This is a genomic window from Streptosporangium vulgare, from assembly GCF_042428775.1.
Taxonomy (GTDB): Bacteria; Actinomycetota; Actinomycetes; order Streptosporangiales; family Streptosporangiaceae; genus Streptosporangium; species Streptosporangium vulgare.
The window spans coordinates 44,612-63,100 of record NZ_JBHMBS010000005.1 but is presented as its reverse complement, the minus strand read 5'-3'; the positions used below and the strand labels follow the sequence as shown (position 1 = coordinate 63,100).

Here is an 18,489-nt window from a genome sequence, read left to right as displayed (position 1 = left end):
CCCGCCCCCCCGGGCGGGGGGGGGCGACGACGCGCCGGGTCACCTCAGGTACGGGGTGCGCCGGACGATGGGCAGGTTGCCGAGTCCGAGCGTGGTGCCCGCGCCGGCCAGCGCGAGGCCGGTCAGCACGATGGCGTAGATGATGTGCTCGTCCATGAACGGGTTGGTGGTCAGCGGAAGCTCGGCGGCCCACATCAGGACCAGCAGCAGGCCGCCGGCCACCGCGGCGATCCGCAGGCCGACGCCGAGCACGAGAGCCAGGCCGATGCCCAGCAGACCGGCCATGAACAGCCAGTCCACCCACGCCTGTCCCGCCAGGCCGGAGAAGAGCCCGCCGAGCGCGTTCTCACCGGTGCCCTTGAGGAAGCCGGTGGTGGGGCTGCCACCGTTCAGCCAGGACTTGGCCGCGGGGGTGGCGAAGCCCCAGCCGAAGGTCTTGTCGAGGAACGCCCACAGGAACACCCAGCCGATCGCGATCCGGGCGATCGCCCAGACGTAGTCGACCGGACGCTTGGCGGCCTCGCCGGGATCGGTGCTCATGACGGCTTGGGAGGGGGTGGTGACCATGATGAGCCCTTTCACAGGTGTGCGGCTGTTCTTGTCGTATCCAGCACATCGTTTTTCCCCGCTCGGGAGCAGGGCCGAAGGACCCGCCTGGGCGGGACTTTGCGCCCCGCTCCCACGTGGCGGTCCCGGGCAGGGACGGGACAGGAAGTGCCCTGGTCCCCGCGACCGTCGACGTCAGCGGACCGCCAGGAAGGCGGGCTTCACCGGACGGCCTTCCTCGGACGGGCTTCACAGGACGGGCGGGGAGCATTCTGATGGCCACGCCGTCCGGCCTCCGACGGCAGGATCGCCGGGCCGGGGCTCAGGGCGGGCGGCCGAATCCCCGCCGGCCCCCGCCGGCCCCCGCCGGCCCTGTCAGCTCACCTCCACCTGGGGCTGGGTCAGACGCTTGCGGAAGACCCAGTAGGTCCAGGCCTGGTAGGCCAGCACCACCGGGGTGAAGATCGCGGCGACCCAGGTCATCACGGTCAGGGTGTAGGGGGTGGATGCGGCGTTGTGCACCGTCAGGCTGTGGGCCGGGTCGACGGCCGGCATGACGTTCGGCCACAGGCAGATGAACAGGGTCGCGGTGACGGCGACGATGGCCACGGCGTTGGCGGCGAAGGCCCACCCGTCGCGCCCGCGCAGCGTGGCCGCCAGGGCGCCGGCGAGCGCGCCCGCGGCCAGAGCCACCGTGAGCCAGGTGATCGGCTTGCCCGTGACGAGCTGGGTCACCAGCAGGAACGCCCCGCCCACGACCAGGGCCGCCGGTGCGAGCAGCCGCACGGCTCGCCCGGCGCGCTCGCGCACCTGACCGGTGGTCTTCAGCGCCAGGAAGACCGCGCCGTGCAGGGTGAACAGCACCAGGGTGGCCGCGCCGCCGAGCAGCGCGTAGGGGTTGAGCAGGGTCAGCAGGGTGCCGGCGTACTCGTGGTCGGCGTCCAGCGGCACGCCGCGCACGATGTTGGCGAAGGCCACGCCCCACAGGAAGGCCGGTCCGAGCGAGCCCCAGAAGAAGGCGCGGTCCCAGCCGCGGGTGCCGTCGCTCTTGCCGCGGTACTCCAGGGCGACGCCCCGCATGATCAGGGCCAGCAGGATGACGAACAACGGCAGGTAGAAGCCGCTGAACAAGGTGGCGTACCACTCGGGGAAGGCGGCGAAGGTGGCACCGCCGGCGACGAGCAGCCACACCTCGTTGCCGTCCCACACCGGGCCGATGCCGGCGACGATCATCTTGCGCTCCGACGCGGTGCGGCCCAGCACCGGCAGCAGGATCCCCACGCCGAAGTCGAAGCCCTCCAGCACGAAGTAGCCGGTCCACAGCACGGCGATGAGCACGAACCAGACGGTGGTGAGCTCCATGACGGGATTCCCCTCGCGATCTCAGTAGGTCAGGGCCGGGACCGCGCCGGCGGGCTCGGTCTCCTCGTGCGGGCCGATCCGGATGAACTTCAGCAGCAGCCGCACCTCGATGACCGCGAGCGCGGCGTAGACCAGGGTGAACCCGGCCAGCGTGATGGACACCTCGGTGACGTCGACGCCCGGGGAGACGGCCGCGGCGGTGCGCATGACGCCGAAGACCGTCCAGGGCTGGCGGCCCATCTCGGTGAAGATCCAGCCGAGCGAGTTGGCCAGGAACGGCAGGCCGATGCCGGCCACGGCCAGCCGGTGGAACCATCGCCCGGACGGCAACCGCCCGCGCCGGGTCAGCCACAGCCCGGCCAGGGCGAGCAGCCCGGCCAGCACGCCGAAGCCGATCATCAGGCGGAAGCTCCAGTAGGCCAGGCCGACGACGGGCCGGTAGTCCCCGGGGCCGTACAGGGCCTCGTAGCGAGACTGGATGTCGTTGACGCCCTCCACCCGGCCGTCGGTGGTGTTGGTGGCCAGCAGGCTCAGGCCGTAGGGGATCTGCACGTTGACATGGTTGCGGCCGTTCTCGACGTCGCCGACGGCGAACAGGGAGAAGCCCGCGGAGGTCTCGTCGTCCCACAGCGCCTCGGCGGCCGCCATCTTCATCGGCTGCTGCTCGGTCATGATCTGCGCCTGCCAGTGCCCCGACAACGCGACCCCGGCGGCGGCGACCAGGGTGACGACCATCGCCATCCGCGCCGAGCCCCGGAACATCGCGACCTCCCGCCCGCGGCTCAGCTGCCAGACGCTCACTCCCGCCACGAAGGCGCCGGCGGTGACGAACGCGCCGAACAGCACGTGCGGGAAGGTGACCAGGGTGGTGGAGTTGCCCAGCACCGCCCAGATGTCGGTCAGCTCGGCGCGCCCGCCGGCCGGGTTGAGGCGGTAGCCCACCGGGTGCTGCATCCAGGAGTTGGCCGCCAGGATGAAGTAGGCCGAGATGTTGGTGCCGAGGGCGGCCAGCCAGATGGCGGCCAGGTGCAGGCGGGGCGACAGCTTGTCCCAGCCGAAGATCCACAATCCGAGGAAGGTCGACTCCAGGAAGAAGGCGATCAGCCCTTCCATCGCCAGCGGGGCGCCGAAGACGTCGCCGACGAAGCGGGAGTAGGCGCTCCAGTTCATCCCGAACTGGAACTCCTGCACGATGCCGGTGACCACGCCCATCGCGAAGTTGATCAGGAACAGCTTGCCGAAGAACCGGGTGAGCCTGAGGTGGTCCGGGTTCCGCGTGCGGTACCAGGCGGTCTGCAGGCCGGCCACGATGACCGACAGCCCGATCGTCAGCGGGACGAACAGGAAGTGGTAGACGGTCGTGATACCGAACTGCCAGCGGGACAGGTCCAACACGTCCATGGACGCTCCAAGTCTTCAGAGGCTCCCCGTAGCTTCGGGGGGCGACCACGTCCGCCCGTAGGGGCGGCGGACCTCATCGGATGGGACCTTGGTCCCGCGCGGGGAGCCGGACCGCCGCGACCGGCCGCCCCGGCGCGCGCTCCCCGCCATCGGTGCCCGACCGGCCCGTGAGCCGGGCGTCGTCCGCGGGATGCGCTCACCCCGGATCGGCGCACCCCGGATCGGCGCACCCCGGATTGGCTCATCCGCGAGTGGTGACATATACGATGCCGCTCGGCTGGAATGGGCTTGTTCTCCAAGAAGCGCGTCGGTCCCGGGCGGCCGAGGACGCGGCGTCCGGGCGCGGGCACCGGCCGGAGCGCGGCGGAAGACGTCGAGGAAGGGCTCCCTCATGAACATCACCGAGTACGCCGACACCGTGTGGCGGGGCGAGGTCCCCGACAGCATCGTGCACACGGGCCTCGCCGGGCAGGGCTTCGTGGAGATCGCCGACGGCGTGGGCTTCCGCAGCGGCTTCGGCAACGTGATCGCGCTGCGGCACGGCGGGGAGGTGACCCTGTTCGACACGGGCAACCCCTTCGACGCGGACCGGCTCCACGACGAGCTGCGAGCGTGGACCGACGAGCCGGTGACCTCGGCGATCTACTCCCACGGGCACATCGACCACGTCTCGGGCGTCGGCCCGTTCGACGCCGAGGCCGACACGGCGGGACGGCCCCGGCCGACGGTGGTGGGGCACGAGGCGGTCGCCGTCCGCTTCGAGCGCTACGTGCTGACCAACGGCTACAACGCCGTCGTCAACCGGCGGCAGTTCCAGGCTCCCGGCCTGACCTGGCCCACCGAGTACCGCTACCCCGACGTGGCCTACCGCGACGTGATGTCGCTCGGCCACGTCGACCTCTTCCACGCCATGGGCGAGACCGACGACGCGAGCGTCGGCTGGGTGCCCTCGCACCGCGTCCTGCTGCCGGGCGACCTGTTCATCTGGGTGACCCCCAACTGCGGCAACCCGCAGAAGGCGCAGCGCTACCCGCGCGAGTGGGCGATCGCGCTGCGCAGGATGGTCGAGCTGCGGCCGGAGATCATGCTGCCCAGCCACGGCGCCCCGATCTTCGGCGCCGACCGGGTCGAGCAGGCGCTGACCGAGACGGCCGAGTGGCTGGAGTTCATGGTCGAGCGCACCCTGGGGATGCTCAACGAGGGCGCCAGGCTGGACGACATCGTGCGTGCCGTACAGCCTCCCGCGCGGCTGGCGGAGCGGCCCTACCTGCGTCCGCACTACGACGAGCCGGAGTTCGTGGTGCGCAACATCTGGCGGTTGTACGGCGGCTGGTACGACGGCAACCCGGCCAACCTCAAGCCCGCGCCCGACGCCGCGCTGGCCGCGGCGGTGGCGGAGCTGGCCGGGGGCGCGGGGAGGCTGGGCGAGGCCGCGCTGGAGGCGCTGGCCTCGGGGGACCAGCGGCTGGCGGGGCACCTGGCCGAGATGGCCGTGCAGGCCGCGCCGGACGACGCGGCGCTGCACAGGGTGCGGGCCGAGGTGTTCGCCGCCAGGGCGGAGTCGGAGGCGTCGCTGATGGCGAGGGGCGTGTTCACCTGGGCGGCCGAGGAGTCGCGCAGGGCCGCGGGAGACACCCCGGCCTGACCTCCCGCCCCCGGCTCCGGCGGGGGCGGACTCCCCCCGGGGGGCGAGGGTGCCCGCGCCGTCCGCTTCCCGGTTCCGGTGCGGGAGGACTCCCGCAGGGGCGGACTCTCCCGAGGGTGGAGGTGCCCGCGCCGTCCTTTCTTCGGCTCCGGCCGGGGCGGGGTACCAGGGCGCGGACGTGCTCTCGCGGTGTCCGGGCTCCGGTCGCGGGCACGCCTCGCGACGTCCGGGCTCCAGTCGCAGGCGTGCCTCGCGACGTCCTGGCTCCGGTCGCGGGCGTGCCTCGCGGTGCCGGGTTTCCGGACGTCAGAGGGGCCGGATAGCGGACGGATAGGGGGCGGATGCCGGGCCGTCCTACGTTCCGGACATGAGCACTCCGATCTTTGCGCTTTGCGATGAGTACGTGACCCGCTGGGCGGCACTCGACCCGATCGCGGCAGGTGCCGAGGGCATCGTGTCCGACTTCGTGGCCGCCACCGACCACAGCCCGGCCGGGAGCGCCGCCCGGGCCGAGCTGATCCGTTCGACCCTGAAGCGTCTCGACGAGCTGGCCCCGACCGGTGAGCCGGACGTCAGGGCGGCCACCCACCTGCGGGAGCGGCTGGAGGCCGAGCTCGCCTGGCACGACACCGGCGAACCGCTCCGCTGGGTGGCGGCGCCGTACGGGCTGCCCTACCGGGTGCGCTCCAGCGTCGTCCTCCTCCCGCACGGCAACGACGACGAATGGCGCGACGTCGCCGCCCGCCTGGCGGCGATCCCGGAGATGCTCGCCGGGTGGCGGGAGAGCCTGGAGGTCGGCCTGGAGATGGGCCTGCGGGGCGCCCGCAGGCAGGCGCTGGCCATGGCGGACCAGGCCGACCAGTTCGCCGGCGCGGGCGGGACTCCCCCGGCGCACGACGCCTTCGTCGCCACCTACGGTGAGGGCCCGGTCAAGGAGGAGTTGCTCAAGGCGGCCGCCGCGGCCCACGACGCCTACGCCTTCGCGGGGCGCTACCTGCGCGAGGAGTACGCGCCCCGGGCGAGCGAGATCGACGCGGTGGGCCCCGAGCGCTACGCGGTCGTCGCCAGGATCAGCCTGGGCGCCGACATCGACCTGCGCGAGGCGTACGAGTGGGGCTGGGCGGAGCTGGAGCGCATCGGGGCCGAGACGGCCGCCGAGGTCGAGCGGATCAAGCCGGGCGCGACCATCGAGGAGGCGACCGCGATCCTCAACGAGACCCAGGCGGTCGACTCCCTGGAGGAGTACCAGGCGTGGCTGCAGGAGCGTCACGACCGGGCGGTCGAACAGCTGAACGGCACGCACTTCGACATCCCCGAGCCGCTGCGGCGCATCGTGGCCGAGGTCGACGTGAGCTCCACTTCCGGCGCCGCCTCCTACAACGCGCCCAGTGAGGACCTGTCGCGGCCGGGCCGCACCCTGTGGCCGGTCGGGGGGCGGACCCGCTTCGCCACCTGGAGCGAGCTGACCACGATCTTCCACGAGGGCGTTCCCGGCCACCACCTGCAGTTCGGCGCGATGCGCATGGCCGGGGACACCCTGTCCAGGTTCTCCAAGGTCTCCTGGGTGGACGGCCACGGCGAGGGGTGGGGCCTGTACGCCGAGCGGCTCGCCGACGAGCTGGGCTGGTTCACCGACCCGGGCACCCGGCTGGGCATGCTCAACTGGTCGGCCCTGCGTGCCGCCCGGGTGGTCATCGACCTGGGCGTCCACCTCGACCTGCCGCTGCCCGACGGCTCGAAGTGGACCTTCGAGAAGGCCTGCGAGGTGCTGCGCGAGCAGGGCCGCTGCGAGCCGCACCGGGTCGAGGCCGAGGTGGTGCGCTACTTCGGCTGGCCCTCCCAGGCCATCTCCTACAAGCTGGGCGAGCGGGCGTGGGTGCAGGCCCGTGAGGAGGCCAGGCTGCGCCTGGGTGACGCCTTCGACCTCCGCGCCTGGCACACCGCCGCGCTGGAGCTGGGGCCGGTCGGCCTGTCCAGTCTCGCGGAGGCCCTGCGCCGCATCTGCTGAGCACCGGCGGCCTGCCTCTCCGCGGGGCGGTCACGTGCTCGTACCACCCGCCCACCCGCGCCGCGTCGCGTCGCTGAGCGCCGCCGGTCCCGCGACCGGCGGCGGACGCCCGGGGGGGGGCCGGCTCACGGACCTCTCCGGGCGGCTCACGGGCCTCCCTGGGCCGCTGACGGATCTCTCCGGGTGGCTCACAGACCTCTCCGGGCCGCTCGCCGCTCGGGACGCCGGAGCCACCTGACACTCCCGGGGACTCGGGGCACCGGAGCCCGTCTGTCCCGCCCCGGGACCGCCCGGCCCTCAGGACACTCCGGACCGTTCGACGCTCGAAGGCCCGGTGTTCAGGACGCCGGGACCCGCCCCACCTGTCCTCGTGGTTGTTCCGAGGCGGGCGCCGGAGGGCTCTCCAGCTGGGCGCGTATCCGGGCGGCGATCGCGGGGGGCATCGTGGCGGCGAGTTCGAGGGCCTCCTCCGAGACGCTCAGCGCCGCCTCCGCCTCGCCGACGGCGATGTACGCCGCGCTGAGCATGACCAGGACCCGCACCTGGTGGAGCGGTGCGTTGATCTTGTGGAACAGTCCGAGGGCCTGGTGGAAGCGGCCGATGGCCTGTTCGGTCTGGTCGACGGCGAGCGCCAGCTCGCCGAGCCCGAGCACGACCCTCGCCTCGGCGAGCCTCTCCCCCGCGGTGGTCGCCACCTCCAGGGCGTTCTGGAGGGTGGTCTCGGCCCCCTGGAGGTCACCCTGGCGCAGCCGCGTGATGCCCAGGCCGTGCAGGGCGTACGCCTCGCCGGTCGGGTCGCCGATGTTGCGCACGGTCGTGAGCGTCTGCTCGAAGACGTCGGCCGCCGACGCGAACTCCTCGGACCTGAGGTAGGTCTCGCCCAGCCGGTGCAGGACCTGCGCCTCCACCCGGCGGCTGCCACCGACCCTGCTGAGTTCCAGTGCCTCGCCCAGCAGGCGCTTGGCCTCGTCGAGCTCGTCGCAGTCGAGCCTGATCTGGGCCATGCTGTGGAGCACGTAGGCGGAGGCGACCTGGTCGCCGGTGCCGCGGAAGATGCCCAGCGCGCGGTCATAACGTTCCACCGCGTCGTCGAGCCGGCCGCTCACCCGGTCCAGGAAGGCGATGTTGCGGATGACGAGGGCCACCCCCAGGTCGTCCCCGGCCTCCTCGAACAGCTCGGCCGCCGACTCGAAGTCGCGCCGCGCGTCCCCGAAGCGCTGCTCGGCGATGTACAGCGAGCCGATCGAGTAGAGCATCGCCGCCTGTCCCCTGCGGTCGCCCGCCTGCCGGGCGGCGGCCAGGGCGACCTGGTGGGTCTCCCGCCAGTCGTCGAAGTAGATCCTCGACTCGAACAGGGTGACCGCGCTGATCGCGAGGTCCCAGCACAGCTCGACGAACCCGGCCTGCGCGGCCTGGCGGATGCCCGAGACCAGCGTGAGCCGCTCGCGCTCGTACCAGGGAAGGGGGGCCATGACCAGCTTCTCGACCAGCCGCGCGGGCAGCGGCCAGCGCGGCGCGTCGCTGTGGACCTGCACGTAGTCTCCGCCGTACTCGCGGCGGTGCGCCTCGCCGGTGAGGAAGAGCAGTCCGCCGAGCACCCTCTCCAGCGCGGCGTTGCGGTCGGCGATCGCCTCCTCGCCGGCGAGGCGCTCGCGGGCGAACACGTGGATCAGGTCGTGGAAGCGGTACTGGCTGTGCACGCCGTACCCGGCGTCGGTCGTCTCGACCAGCTGGCTGTCGGCCAGGTCGTCGAGCAGGTCCTGCGCGTCGGAGGGGTGGCAGTCGAGCAGCGCGGCGGCGACCCAGCCGGAGAAGTGCCGGGACTCCAGGATGGCCAGGCGCCGGAACAGGCGGCGCGCGTCCTCGCTGACGCTCTCGTACGTCAGGGAGATGCTCGCCCTGATGCCCAGGTCGCCGTGTTTGAGCTCGTCGAGCCTGCGGGTCTCGTCCTCCAGCCGTCCCACGAGCTGGTCGATCGTCCAGTGCGGGCGGGCGGCGAGCCTGGCGCCCGCGATGCGCAGCGCCAGCGGGAGGTGGCCGCACAGGTCCGCCAGTTCGGCCGCCGACTCCCGCTCGGCCTGCACCCGCTCGACGCCGGCGATGCGGGAGAGCAGGTCCACCGACTGCCTGGAGTCGAAGAGGCCGACGTCGAGATGGGCCGCGCCCGGCAGGCCCGCGAGCCGGCTGCGGCTGGTGATTATCACCGCGGCCTCGGGATTGCCGGGCAACAGCGGCAGCACCTGGCTCTCGCTCCTGGCGTCGTCCAGGACGATCAGCACCTTGCGCCCGGAGAGCAGCCCGCGGTACATCTCCGCCCGCTCGTCCACCCCGTCGGGTATCGCGTTGCCCGGCACGCCCAGCGCGCGCAGGAACCGTTCGAGCACCTGCCCGGAGCCGACCGGGTGGGACTCCCCGCCGTGCAGGTCGGCGAAGAGCTGGCCGTCCTCGTAGCGTCCGGCGACGCTGTGCGAGACGTGCACCGCGATCGTGGACTTGCCGATGCCCGGTTTGCCGACGATGGCGATGACGGGGACGGCGAGCCGCTGGCGGTCCTCCGCGGCGAACGTGAGCTGGCGGCGGATGGCCTCGACCAGCTTGATCCGGCCGGTGAAGTCGGCGATGTCGGTGGGGAGCAGGTGGGGAACCGTCCGGCGGGCGGCCGGCGCCTCCTGCGTCTCCCCATGACGCTGGGACTGCTGCTGTTGTTGCTGCTGTTGCTGCCGCCCCGGCGGGTCGAGGCTCTCGTCGGAGGTGAGGATGGCGTACTCGAGCTGCTGGAGGCTCTCGTTGGGTTCGATGCCCAGCTCGTCGATCATCGTCTGGCGGGCGCGGCGATAGACCGTGAGCGCCTCGGCCTGGCGTCCCGAGCGATAGAGCGCGAGCATCAGCTGGCCGCGCAGCCGCTCCCTGAGCGGATGCTCCTCGACGAGCTCGCTGAGCTCGCCCACCAGCTCGTGGTGCCTGCCCAGTTCCAGTTCGAGCTCGACGCAGTCCTCGTTCGCGTTGATCCGCCGCTCGCTCAGCCTGCCGACCGCCCCCTGCACGAGCCGGCTCTCCTGGCCGTCGAGGGCGGGACCCCGCCAGAGGGCGAGCGCCTCCCGATAGTGCCTGACGGCGTCCTCCAGGCGATGGCCCTCGCGGGCCTGGCGGGCCTGGTTCAGCAGGCCCTCGAAGTTCTGGGAGTCGAGCTCCCCCTCGGCGACCCGCAGCGTGTACCCCTGGGAGTGGGTCGCGATGACGTCGGGCCCGCCGTTGGCGGCGAACAGCCGCCGCAGCGAGGAGATGCAGATCTGCACCTGCGCGCGCGAGGTGCTGGGGAGGTCCTCACCGTAGATCGCGTCTGTCAGCCGCCCGATGGTGACCATCCGGTTGGCCTCCAGCAGGAGGCAGGAGAGGACGACCTGCTGCCGAGGCGCGCCCAGATCCAGTCGTCGGCCGTCGGCGATGACCTCCAGGGGGCCGAGGATCCGATACTCCACCGACTCTCCTTACAGAATCGCGGCCTGTCCCAGAAATTCACCGCACAGTTGGTGTAAGAGAGACATCAGGGATCTAACCACTGCCTTAAATCCAGGCAACAATCGACTCAACCCCACCCTCCATGATCTCCGGACATATAACCCAGCGATCACGACGGGTAATTTTATATGCATGAAACGCGCTCTGCCCGGGATCATACAACGTGGCTGGTTGGAGAACCAGGGGGGTTTGTAAAGGTCTGGCCCGATTTGCGACTAACGGGCGGGTTTGAGACGCGAAGAAGCGGCCGGGCCTTGGATGGCTCCGACCGCTTCGGCGGATCCCCGCCGCCGGCGACCTCGCCGGGCGGGGGGTGCAGTTCAGCCCCAAGGGGTGTTGCTGGCGAGCACGGTGGTCTTCGTGGCCCCGTCGGCGACCGAGGGGACGACGGCGGCGAGACCGAGGCACCCGAGGACCGCGATGGCGGAGACGATGATCCGGAGGGTGTTGAAGCTCGCGAATTCCCGCATTTTCTGTACCTCTTCTTCGTGTCTCGCAGGCCGTTCACTGCTGTCCGCCTGTCTGCTTCAAAACGTAAATAGCCCTCCTATCCACCCCTTATCCGATCCCTTCTGATCCGACATCCGAGCCATCCGGCACGAAAAAATAGGCTCCGGTAGCCGATGGATAGCGGACGGATAGCCCTCCCCTGGAACCTGATGGGACCGAGGCCGCGCGATAAGGGTCACGCGGCCCCGACCAGCAGATGGGTAACCTCACATGAGCATCGCCACGCAGGCACTTGACGGCGTATACGGCCGCTCCGCGGCCGGTGTCCGAGCTCGCCTGGAGCGCGCCTCGGGCACCGGCTGGGAGCCGGTCTCCGAGGGCGAGACCGACATCGACGGAAACGTCAAAGAATGGACGGACGAATTCATGGAGCGCGGGCTCTATCGTCTCGTCCTCGCCACCGACCACTATTTCGCCGGGCTCGGCATGACCACCTCCTACCCGGAGATCACGGTCATGTTCAGAATGCACGACGAGCGCATGCCCTATCACGTCCAGGTCGTGCTGGCACCACACTCGTACTCGACGTGCTTCGGCGTCCGCGGGTGAGCCCGCGAGCGGCGGAGTCAGTCCTCCCAAGGGAAGCGAACATGCCCGTTCAACAATTGGTGAAAGCCGGTCCCCACAACGCCGGGCAGGACGAGGGTACGCCCTCGGTCATCGCCCGATGCCTGAGCAACTTCCGCCTGGAGGTCGACGGGCAGGCCGTCTCACACTGGCGTGCCGGCAAGTCGAGAGCCCTGTTCCAGTACCTGCTGGTCAACCGCGAGCGGTTCGTCCACGGGGACCGGTTGCGCGAGGTGCTGTGGCCGGAGCGGGAGGACCACCGCTCCAGCTCGCTCAAGGTCGCGGTGCACGGCGTGCGGCGGGTGCTCAACGAGTTCGAGGACAGGGACGGTTTCACCCTGCTCCACCAGGATCACGGGTACGTGCTTCGGACGAACAGCGCGTGGGTGGACATCGAGGAGTTCCAGCGCGCCTTCGACCGGGGCCGGAACGCGTGGGTGGCCAAGGACCACGACACCGCTATCGCCTGGTTCCAGCGGACCGCCGACCTGTACGTCGGGGACTTCCTCTCCGGCGAGAGCGGCGACTGGATCAACGAGCAGCGGCAGTGGATGCGCGGGACCGCCCTGCGCGCCCTGACCGCGCTGCGCACCGAGGCGCTGGAGCGCGAGGACTGGCCGGCCGCGATGCACTGGTGCCGCAGGGCCCTCGACGTCGACCCCCACCACGAGACCACGTACCAGACCCTGATGATGATGCACGGCGAGCTCGGCGAGCTCGGCCGCGTCCTGAGCTGGTACGAGGTGTGCCGCCACCGGCTGCGCACCGATCTCGACGTGGAGCCGAGCGAGCGCACCGAGCGGCTGCTGGCCACGCTCATGCGAGGCCGGAGCCGGCCGCCCCTGACCGGGCAGCGCCCGTGACGGCGCCCGCGACGGGACTCGGCACGGTGCCCGTGACGCCCCTCGACCGGGGAACCGGCCAGGAACGCCCGCGCGATCCAGGCGACCGGCCGGAGGCCGCGCCTGACCGTGGGCCTGACCGTGGGCCTGGCCAGGGGCCCGACCGGGGTCCCGACCTGGAGCGCCTGCGCGCGGCGGTCGGCGAGTTCGCCCGCTACGGTGCGGCCGACAGGTCGTGGGAGCGGCTGCTGCTGGCGACCGGGCCGCGGGTCGACCCCGCGCTCGCGGCCCATCGCCGGGCACTGCTGGCCTGGCTGAACGCGTGGGGATGCCGGCTGCGCTATCCGCGCGACGGCGAGCCCGACGTCTTCGGCACGGAGACCGCGGCCTGGTGGGACCGCTGGAAGGAGCGCCTCCCCGGCCGGGACACCACGCTCGCGACGCTGGGCGACGCGCAGATCGACGTGCTGGGCGCGTGCTACGCGGACCTGTCGGCGATGCGGGCGGCCCCCGGGGCCAGGCCCCGCTCCCTGGGACCGACCGCCGCGACCAAGATGCTGCACGCCCTGCGCCCGGAGGCGCTGATGCCCTGGGACGCGGCCATCGCCGACGCCCTGCACGGGTCCCGTACGGCGGACGCCTACCGCGCGCACCTGCGGCTGGGCCGGGAGTGGGCACGGCGCCTGCTCGCGGAGGCGGGTCTCGGCGAGCGGGAGCTCGCGGTGCGGCTGGGCCGCCCCGGGCGCCCGCTGGCGAAGATGCTGGACGACTACTGCTATCTGTCGTTCACCGCGGCGACCTGACCGGTCGTCGCGACGGCGTCCACGCCCGGCCCCGCCGGGCCGGGTGGACAGACCAGGTGAACCTCATCGGATCAGGCCCGTACCGCGAACACCGCGGGCCGGGACCGAGGGCGTTCCGCCGCTCGTCAACGGCATGAGCCCGGCCGGGGCCGCCCCTCCTTCGGGGCGGGGCCCGGCCGGGCTCCGTCTTCACGGTATTCACGGTCTCCGGGACGCGACCCGGACGGGCTGTGTCCCCGGCGTCCCCGGCGTCCCCTGCGTCTCCGGTGTTCCCGGCATCTCCGGCGTTCCCGGTGCTCCAGGTTTCCCCGGCGCCCCGGCGCTCACCGCAGCGACCTGACCAGGCTTCGCGCGGCCGTGCGGCTCGCGGCGAGCACGGTCTTGCCCGCGCCGCCGCTCCCCCCGGTGAAGGTGTAGACGCCCTTGGCCAGAGGCCGCAGCGACAGCCCTCCCGTGGGGTGGTAGCACTCGACCGCGGTGACGGCCTTGACCTTCCTTCCCGGTGGCCGGTACCCGATCCTGGCCTCGGCGACGTCGAGGATCCTGTTGGTGAGAACGGGGTCGGTCGGCGTCGGTCCAGGGGTGATGTCCCATCTGTCGGTGGGCAGTCCGAGCAGGACCCTTCCCTCGGCGTAGGACCTGCCGTACAGCCCGGACGTCTCGTCGACGAACGCGTCGGGATTCTTCCCCGCCGAGGGCCCGAGCACGTACTGGATCACCTTCGTGCGCAGCCCCGCGTCCGTCAGGCCCGTACGGGCGAGAAGGCCCTGGGTCCACGCCCCGGCGGCCACCACGACGGCGTCGAACCTGGCCGGGCTGCCCTCGGCCGGGCGGACCTCGGCCTCGGCGGTGATGCCGTCCACCTGCCCGTCGGTGACGAAGGCACCCGATCGGGCGAGCTCGACGAGGAGCCGGTCGCGGAAGGCGTTCGGGGAGAGGTACCCGGCGCGCTTCTCGACGACGGCCACACTCCCCTCCGGCAGCTCGCGGAACGTGCCACGGGTGCTTAGCTCCGCACCGCTGATCAGGGAGATCGAGCCTGGCAGGCGGCTGCGCACCAGCTCGACCAGGCCCTCGGTGCCCGGTCCGAGACCGGGCAGCAGGTACACCGAGCCGGTCTCCCGGTAGGAGGCCCACTCGCGCAGCTCCCGGTTCGAGTGGAGCTCGGCCAGGCTGTCGGCGGCCTCCAGGCACAGTGCGGCGTCGGGCTCGAAGGCCCTGGTCAGCCCCCCGGAGGCGGCGCTGGCGTCGGCCCTCCTGTGCGGCTCTCCGGTGTACAGGTGGACGGCGCTCCCCCTGACGACCTCGCACAGCCGCCAGGCCAGCATGGCCCCGGCGATCCCGCCGCCCACGACAGCGATTCTGATCATGGCACTCCTCCGTTCATGTCGCCGAGGCGGTCGCGGTCGTCCGCGACTCGTCGGTCTTGTTCGGGTCCCGCATGCCGATCAGGCCCGCCACGGTCGCGATCGCGGAGACCAGGGCCGCCCACAGCCACACCGAGCGCCCCACCTGGAACCACACCAGGGTTCCGACGACCGGCCCGATCGCGGTGCCGAGCCCGAAGACGCTCTGCATGGCGCCGATGTAGCGCCCGCGCAGCCGCTCGGGACCCGCCAGCGCGGGGTAGGCGAACGTGGTGGGCCCGCCGATGATCTCCGAGAGCGTCCAGACCAGGGTGCCGACCATGAACCAGATCGGCAGGGGCGAGATCGCGTAGATGGCGTAGCCGACCGAGACGAGGCCGAGGCCGAGCAGCGCGGTGAGCCGGATCGGCCACTTCTGCACGACCTTCGTCATCGCCAGCTCGCAGGTGATGACGATGAGGCCGTTCAGCGAGACGGCCGCGCCGTACCACCACAGGCTGATGCCGGCGGCGGAGATGTCCAGCGGGAGGGTCGCCGTGTACTGGCAGTAGACGATGGAGGTGAGGAACATCGCGAGCAGGTAGACGCTGTAGCGCCAGTCGGCGAGGACCGCGAGGTAGCCGGAGCGGCCCTCCGAGGGAGTCTCCTCCACCACCTCCGCCACGGCGGCCGCGGCGCGCGGGGCGCGCCGGGGCAGCGCGAACATCACGATCCCGCCGAAGATCAGTGCCGCGGCGGCCTCGCCCCAGAAGAGCGCGTTGTAGGAGACGGAGAGCAGCGCGGCGCCGATCAGCGGGGCGGCGGTCATGCCGAGGTTCAGGCCGAGCCGGTACATCGCCGTGATCATCACGACCCGGTGTCTCGGTGTCAGCTCGGTGAGCATCGTCTGGGCCGCCGGCCGGTAGAACTGGCCGACCGTGCTGACCATGAAGACGGCGGCCAGGATCATGGCGTAGGACGGGGCGTAGAGGATGGACACGATCAGGAGGGCCGAGCCGCCCATGCTGATCAGGGTGACCGTCCGGGCACCGAGCCGGTCGGAGAGCGAGCCTCCGGCCAGCGAGCCCACCACCGCGCCGGCCCCGTACACCCCCAGCGCGAGCCCCGCCTGGGTGGCGGAGAAGCCCCGGTCGGTCAGGAACAGCACCAGGTAGATCTGGATGAACGCGGCCAGCCTGCTGATGAAGCCTCCGAAGAGCAGCGCCTTGACGGCGCGCGGGGACTCGCGCAGGGTGGCGAACACCCCGTCGTCCGGCTTGCCCGGGGGTGTCGAGGACACGGTGTTCTCGTTCTCGATAACGGCGGTCATGTGGCTGCCTTCACCTTCAGCTGCGCCTCGGCCGCGTCCAGCGCGGCCCGGCATTCGTCGACGGTCGGGGATAGCGCGGTGGCGTAGGCGATACGCCCCCACAGGGTGCCCTTGGGCGGTGGTGAGACGGTCGCGCCCGCGGCGACCACCGGGACGACCCGGTCGATCTCCGGGGGCAGGCCGGTCTCGTCGAACGCGATCGACTCGATCGTGGTGTCGTCCTCGGCGACGTAGAAGAAGCGCACGCCGCCGACGAGCTTGCGCTCGGGGGCGAGGTCGGGGGTACGGCCGCAGGCCACCGCCGCGGCGGCCAGGCCGGGGTCGATCCCGGTGGTGAGCAGCCCGAGGTAGGGGATCATGTCCCCGCCCAGGCGCGCGTTCACCTCGATGACACGCAGTCCCCTGGAGGAGAGCTTGACCTCGGTGTGGGTGACGCCGTCGGTGAACCCGAGCGCGGTGTGCGTGTCCTGCAGGACGCGGCAGAACTCGGGGTCCTGCAGGAGCTCGTCCTGGGCGTCGACGAAGTGGCCCACCTCCTCGCAGTAGGGCTCGTAGCCGAGGACCTTCCTGCCGAGGAAGATCGGGGTCACCACGCCGCCCTGGACGACGGCGTCGACGCTGACCTCGGGGCCGTCGGCGAACTCCTCGACCAGGACGGGGACCTCGAACGTCGCCCCGCCGGGGACGTGCAGGTCGTGGACGAAGGCGAACCGCTCGGCCAGTTCCTCGGGGTCCTCGACCTTGATGACGCCCAGGCTGCCGCCGAGGCCGCGCGGCTTGAGGATGGCCGGGTAGCCGACCGTCTCGGCGGCGCTCAGGGCCTCGTCGAGCGTGGAGACGGCGAGCGACCTGGGCTGGGGGACGCCGAGCGCGTCGAGCGCGACGCGGGTGAGGTGCTTGTCGCGGCAGCGGCGCACCATCTCGGTGTCGCCGCCCGGCAGGCCGAGGGCCTGGGAGACGTGCGAGGCCGCCAGGATCGTGGCCTCGTCCCAGCACAGCACCCCGTGCACGGGCTCGCGGGCGGCGAGCTCCAGGGCGGTGGCGGCCAGGGCGGGGCCGTCGCCCAGGTCGGCGACGACGGTCCAGCCGGTGACGTACTCCCGCTCCCAGCCGGGCTCGGCGGCCACCAGGAGGTGGACGCGGTACTCGGTGGCGATGGAGCGCAACAGGTATTCGCGGTAGTGCCGCATCCCCGTCGCGACCACCAGGATCAACGGCCTGGTGTCGGTGGTCATGTCACGCCTCCTTGGCGGTGGTCACGAGCGGCTTGTCGGTGCTGTCGGTGCCGTCGGTGCCCTGCAGGGTGTCGAAGAACTCCTCGCGGACGACCTCGTCCTCGGTCGGGGCGATCCTGGCGGCCGCGTAGCGCAGCAGGGGCGGCGCCATCATCGAGGTCACGACCGCGACCAGGACGATGACCGTGTAGGACGCCGTGGTGAGCACGCCCAGCCGCAGGCCCACCATCGCGATGATCACTTCGATCACCCCGCGGGAGTTGAGGCCGGCGCCCAGCGCGAGGGCCTCCCAGCGGGTACGGCGGGCGATGCGGGCCCCGAGGTAGGCTCCGGCGAACTTGGCCGCGATGGCGACGGTGAGCACCACGATCCCGGCGACGAGCACGGGCGGCTTGGCCAGCTCGGTCAGGTCCATGCGCAGGCCGGCCGTCGCGAAGAAGATCGGCGCGAGCACCGCGGCGACGAGCGTCTGCAGGGGGGCCAGCCTGGCGACCTTCAGGTCGGGCGAGGAGCCGACGAGCGCTCCGCAGACGAAGGCGCCGAGGATGGCCTCGAAGCCCATCGACTGGGTGGCGGCGGCCGAGAGCAGGATCATGACGACCACCGCGGCGATCGTGGTGGTGCTTCCGCCGCGGTCGGCGAGGCGCAGCACCCTGGCGACCACCCTGCGGCCGAGCAGGATCGACACGGCCACGAGGCCGACGAGCAGCGCGATCGCGGTGAGCGCGGCCTGCCCGGTGCGTGCCCCGGCGGTGGCGAGCGCGGAGACCACCGAGAGCAGGAACCAGCCGACCACGTCGTCGATGACGGCGCTGCTCAGGATGAGCTGGCCGATGTCACGGTGGAGCAGGCGCATCTCCATGAGCACCTTGGCGATGACGGGGATGGCGCTGACGCAGAGCGCGACGCCCATGAAGAGCGCGAAGACGGTGTGGTCGACGCCTTCGGCGATCATCTCGGAGGGGGCGAGGAACCCGATCCCGACGCCGAGGGCGAGCGGGACGACCAGCCCGGCGCCGCTGATCCAGGCGGCGCTCCTGCCCTGGCGGCGGATGAAGCCCAGGTCGAGGTGCATGCCGGTCAGGCCGACCAGCAGCAGGACGCCGAGCTGGCCGACGGCGTCGATCATGTGGAATCTGGCCGGGTCGGTGGGCAGCACCCAGGCGGAGAAGTCGGGGGCGACGTTGGCGAGCAGCGAGGGACCGATCAGGATGCCCGCGCTGAGCTCACCGAGCAGGGCCGGCAGCCCGAACCTGACGGAGAGGCGGCCCAGGACGGTGGCCAGGCCCAGGAGCAGGCCGAGCTGCAGCAGGAGGATCATCAGGTTCTGGGCGGGGATGACGGCGACGGGGGCCGCGGCGATCGTGTTCACGAG

Annotated in this window: 13 protein-coding genes and 1 pseudogene; 5 read left to right on the top strand and 9 right to left on the bottom strand. The window is 71.8% G+C overall.

Annotated features, from left to right (window positions below; all coding sequences use genetic code 11):
* Positions 1–39: 39 nt before the first annotated feature.
* The 3 genes and pseudogenes from ACFFRH_RS12350 to ACFFRH_RS12340 all read right to left on the bottom strand — a co-directional run bounded on the left by ACFFRH_RS12350 (position 40) and on the right by ACFFRH_RS12340 (position 3,309).
* The gene (locus tag ACFFRH_RS12350) at positions 40–567 is read right to left on the bottom strand and encodes a DoxX family protein (RefSeq protein WP_386156283.1); all 528 of its coding nucleotides are present in this window, start codon (positions 565–567) and stop codon (positions 40–42) included.
* Positions 568–868: 301 nt separating this feature from the next.
* Positions 869–1,908, bottom strand: a pseudogene (cydB, locus tag ACFFRH_RS12345) (cytochrome d ubiquinol oxidase subunit II).
* A 21-nt stretch (positions 1,909–1,929) separates the two neighbouring features.
* The gene (locus tag ACFFRH_RS12340; protein WP_386156279.1) at positions 1,930–3,309 is read right to left on the bottom strand and encodes a cytochrome ubiquinol oxidase subunit I; all 1,380 of its coding nucleotides are present in this window, start codon (positions 3,307–3,309) and stop codon (positions 1,930–1,932) included.
* 391 nt (positions 3,310–3,700) lie between these two features.
* Here ACFFRH_RS12340 and ACFFRH_RS12335 point away from each other — a divergent pair, with 391 nt between their 5' ends.
* Positions 3,701–4,954: an alkyl sulfatase dimerization domain-containing protein gene (locus ACFFRH_RS12335; RefSeq protein ID WP_386156277.1), complete on the top strand. Its 1,254-nt coding sequence runs from the start codon at positions 3,701–3,703 to the stop codon at positions 4,952–4,954.
* 367 nt (positions 4,955–5,321) lie between these two features.
* Entirely contained in the window at positions 5,322–6,962 is a 1,641-nt protein-coding gene (locus tag ACFFRH_RS12330; RefSeq protein ID WP_386156275.1) for a DUF885 domain-containing protein, read from the top strand.
* Positions 6,963–7,300: 338 nt separating this feature from the next.
* Here ACFFRH_RS12330 and ACFFRH_RS12325 read toward each other — a convergent pair whose 3' ends face one another.
* Together ACFFRH_RS12325 and ACFFRH_RS12320 are read right to left on the bottom strand one after the other, a co-directional pair.
* A complete protein-coding gene (locus ACFFRH_RS12325) occupies positions 7,301–10,441 on the bottom strand; it encodes an AfsR/SARP family transcriptional regulator (protein WP_386156273.1) in 3,141 nt (1,046 codons plus the stop codon).
* 360 nt (positions 10,442–10,801) lie between these two features.
* A complete protein-coding gene (locus ACFFRH_RS12320; protein WP_344748400.1) occupies positions 10,802–10,951 on the bottom strand; it encodes a hypothetical protein in 150 nt (49 codons plus the stop codon).
* Between the two features lie 250 nt (positions 10,952–11,201).
* Here ACFFRH_RS12320 and ACFFRH_RS12315 point away from each other — a divergent pair, with 250 nt between their 5' ends.
* The 3 genes from ACFFRH_RS12315 to ACFFRH_RS12305 are packed head-to-tail and all read left to right on the top strand — an operon-like array spanning position 11,202 to position 13,203.
* Positions 11,202–11,540, top strand: coding sequence for a hydroxyisourate hydrolase (locus tag ACFFRH_RS12315; RefSeq protein ID WP_344748401.1), 339 nt, complete (start codon positions 11,202–11,204; stop codon positions 11,538–11,540).
* Between the two features lie 41 nt (positions 11,541–11,581).
* The gene (locus ACFFRH_RS12310) at positions 11,582–12,421 is read left to right on the top strand and encodes an AfsR/SARP family transcriptional regulator (protein WP_344748402.1); all 840 of its coding nucleotides are present in this window, start codon (positions 11,582–11,584) and stop codon (positions 12,419–12,421) included.
* Positions 12,418–13,203, top strand: a complete 786-nt coding sequence (locus ACFFRH_RS12305) for a hypothetical protein (RefSeq protein ID WP_344748403.1) — start codon at positions 12,418–12,420, stop codon at positions 13,201–13,203. Before ACFFRH_RS12310 ends, ACFFRH_RS12305 begins: the two co-directional genes overlap by 4 nt.
* A gap of 323 nt (positions 13,204–13,526) precedes the next feature.
* On the opposite strand, the gene ACFFRH_RS12300 is transcribed toward ACFFRH_RS12305, so the two are convergent.
* From ACFFRH_RS12300 to ACFFRH_RS12285, 4 genes are read right to left on the bottom strand one after another with little or no spacing between them, the layout of a single operon-like run.
* Positions 13,527–14,573, bottom strand: coding sequence for an FAD-dependent oxidoreductase (locus tag ACFFRH_RS12300; RefSeq protein ID WP_386156270.1), 1,047 nt, complete (start codon positions 14,571–14,573; stop codon positions 13,527–13,529).
* A gap of 13 nt (positions 14,574–14,586) precedes the next feature.
* Positions 14,587–15,879, bottom strand: coding sequence for an MFS transporter (locus ACFFRH_RS12295; protein WP_344748404.1), 1,293 nt, complete (start codon positions 15,877–15,879; stop codon positions 14,587–14,589).
* Positions 15,876–17,114 (bottom strand): ATP-grasp domain-containing protein, encoded by a 1,239-nt coding sequence (locus ACFFRH_RS12290; RefSeq protein WP_386156268.1) that lies wholly within the window; start codon positions 17,112–17,114, stop codon positions 15,876–15,878. The genes ACFFRH_RS12295 and ACFFRH_RS12290 overlap by 4 nt, the downstream gene beginning before the upstream one ends.
* 1 nt (position 17,115) lies before the next feature.
* A complete protein-coding gene (locus ACFFRH_RS12285) occupies positions 17,116–18,486 on the bottom strand; it encodes a cation:proton antiporter (RefSeq protein ID WP_344748409.1) in 1,371 nt (456 codons plus the stop codon).
* Positions 18,487–18,489 lie beyond the last annotated feature (3 nt).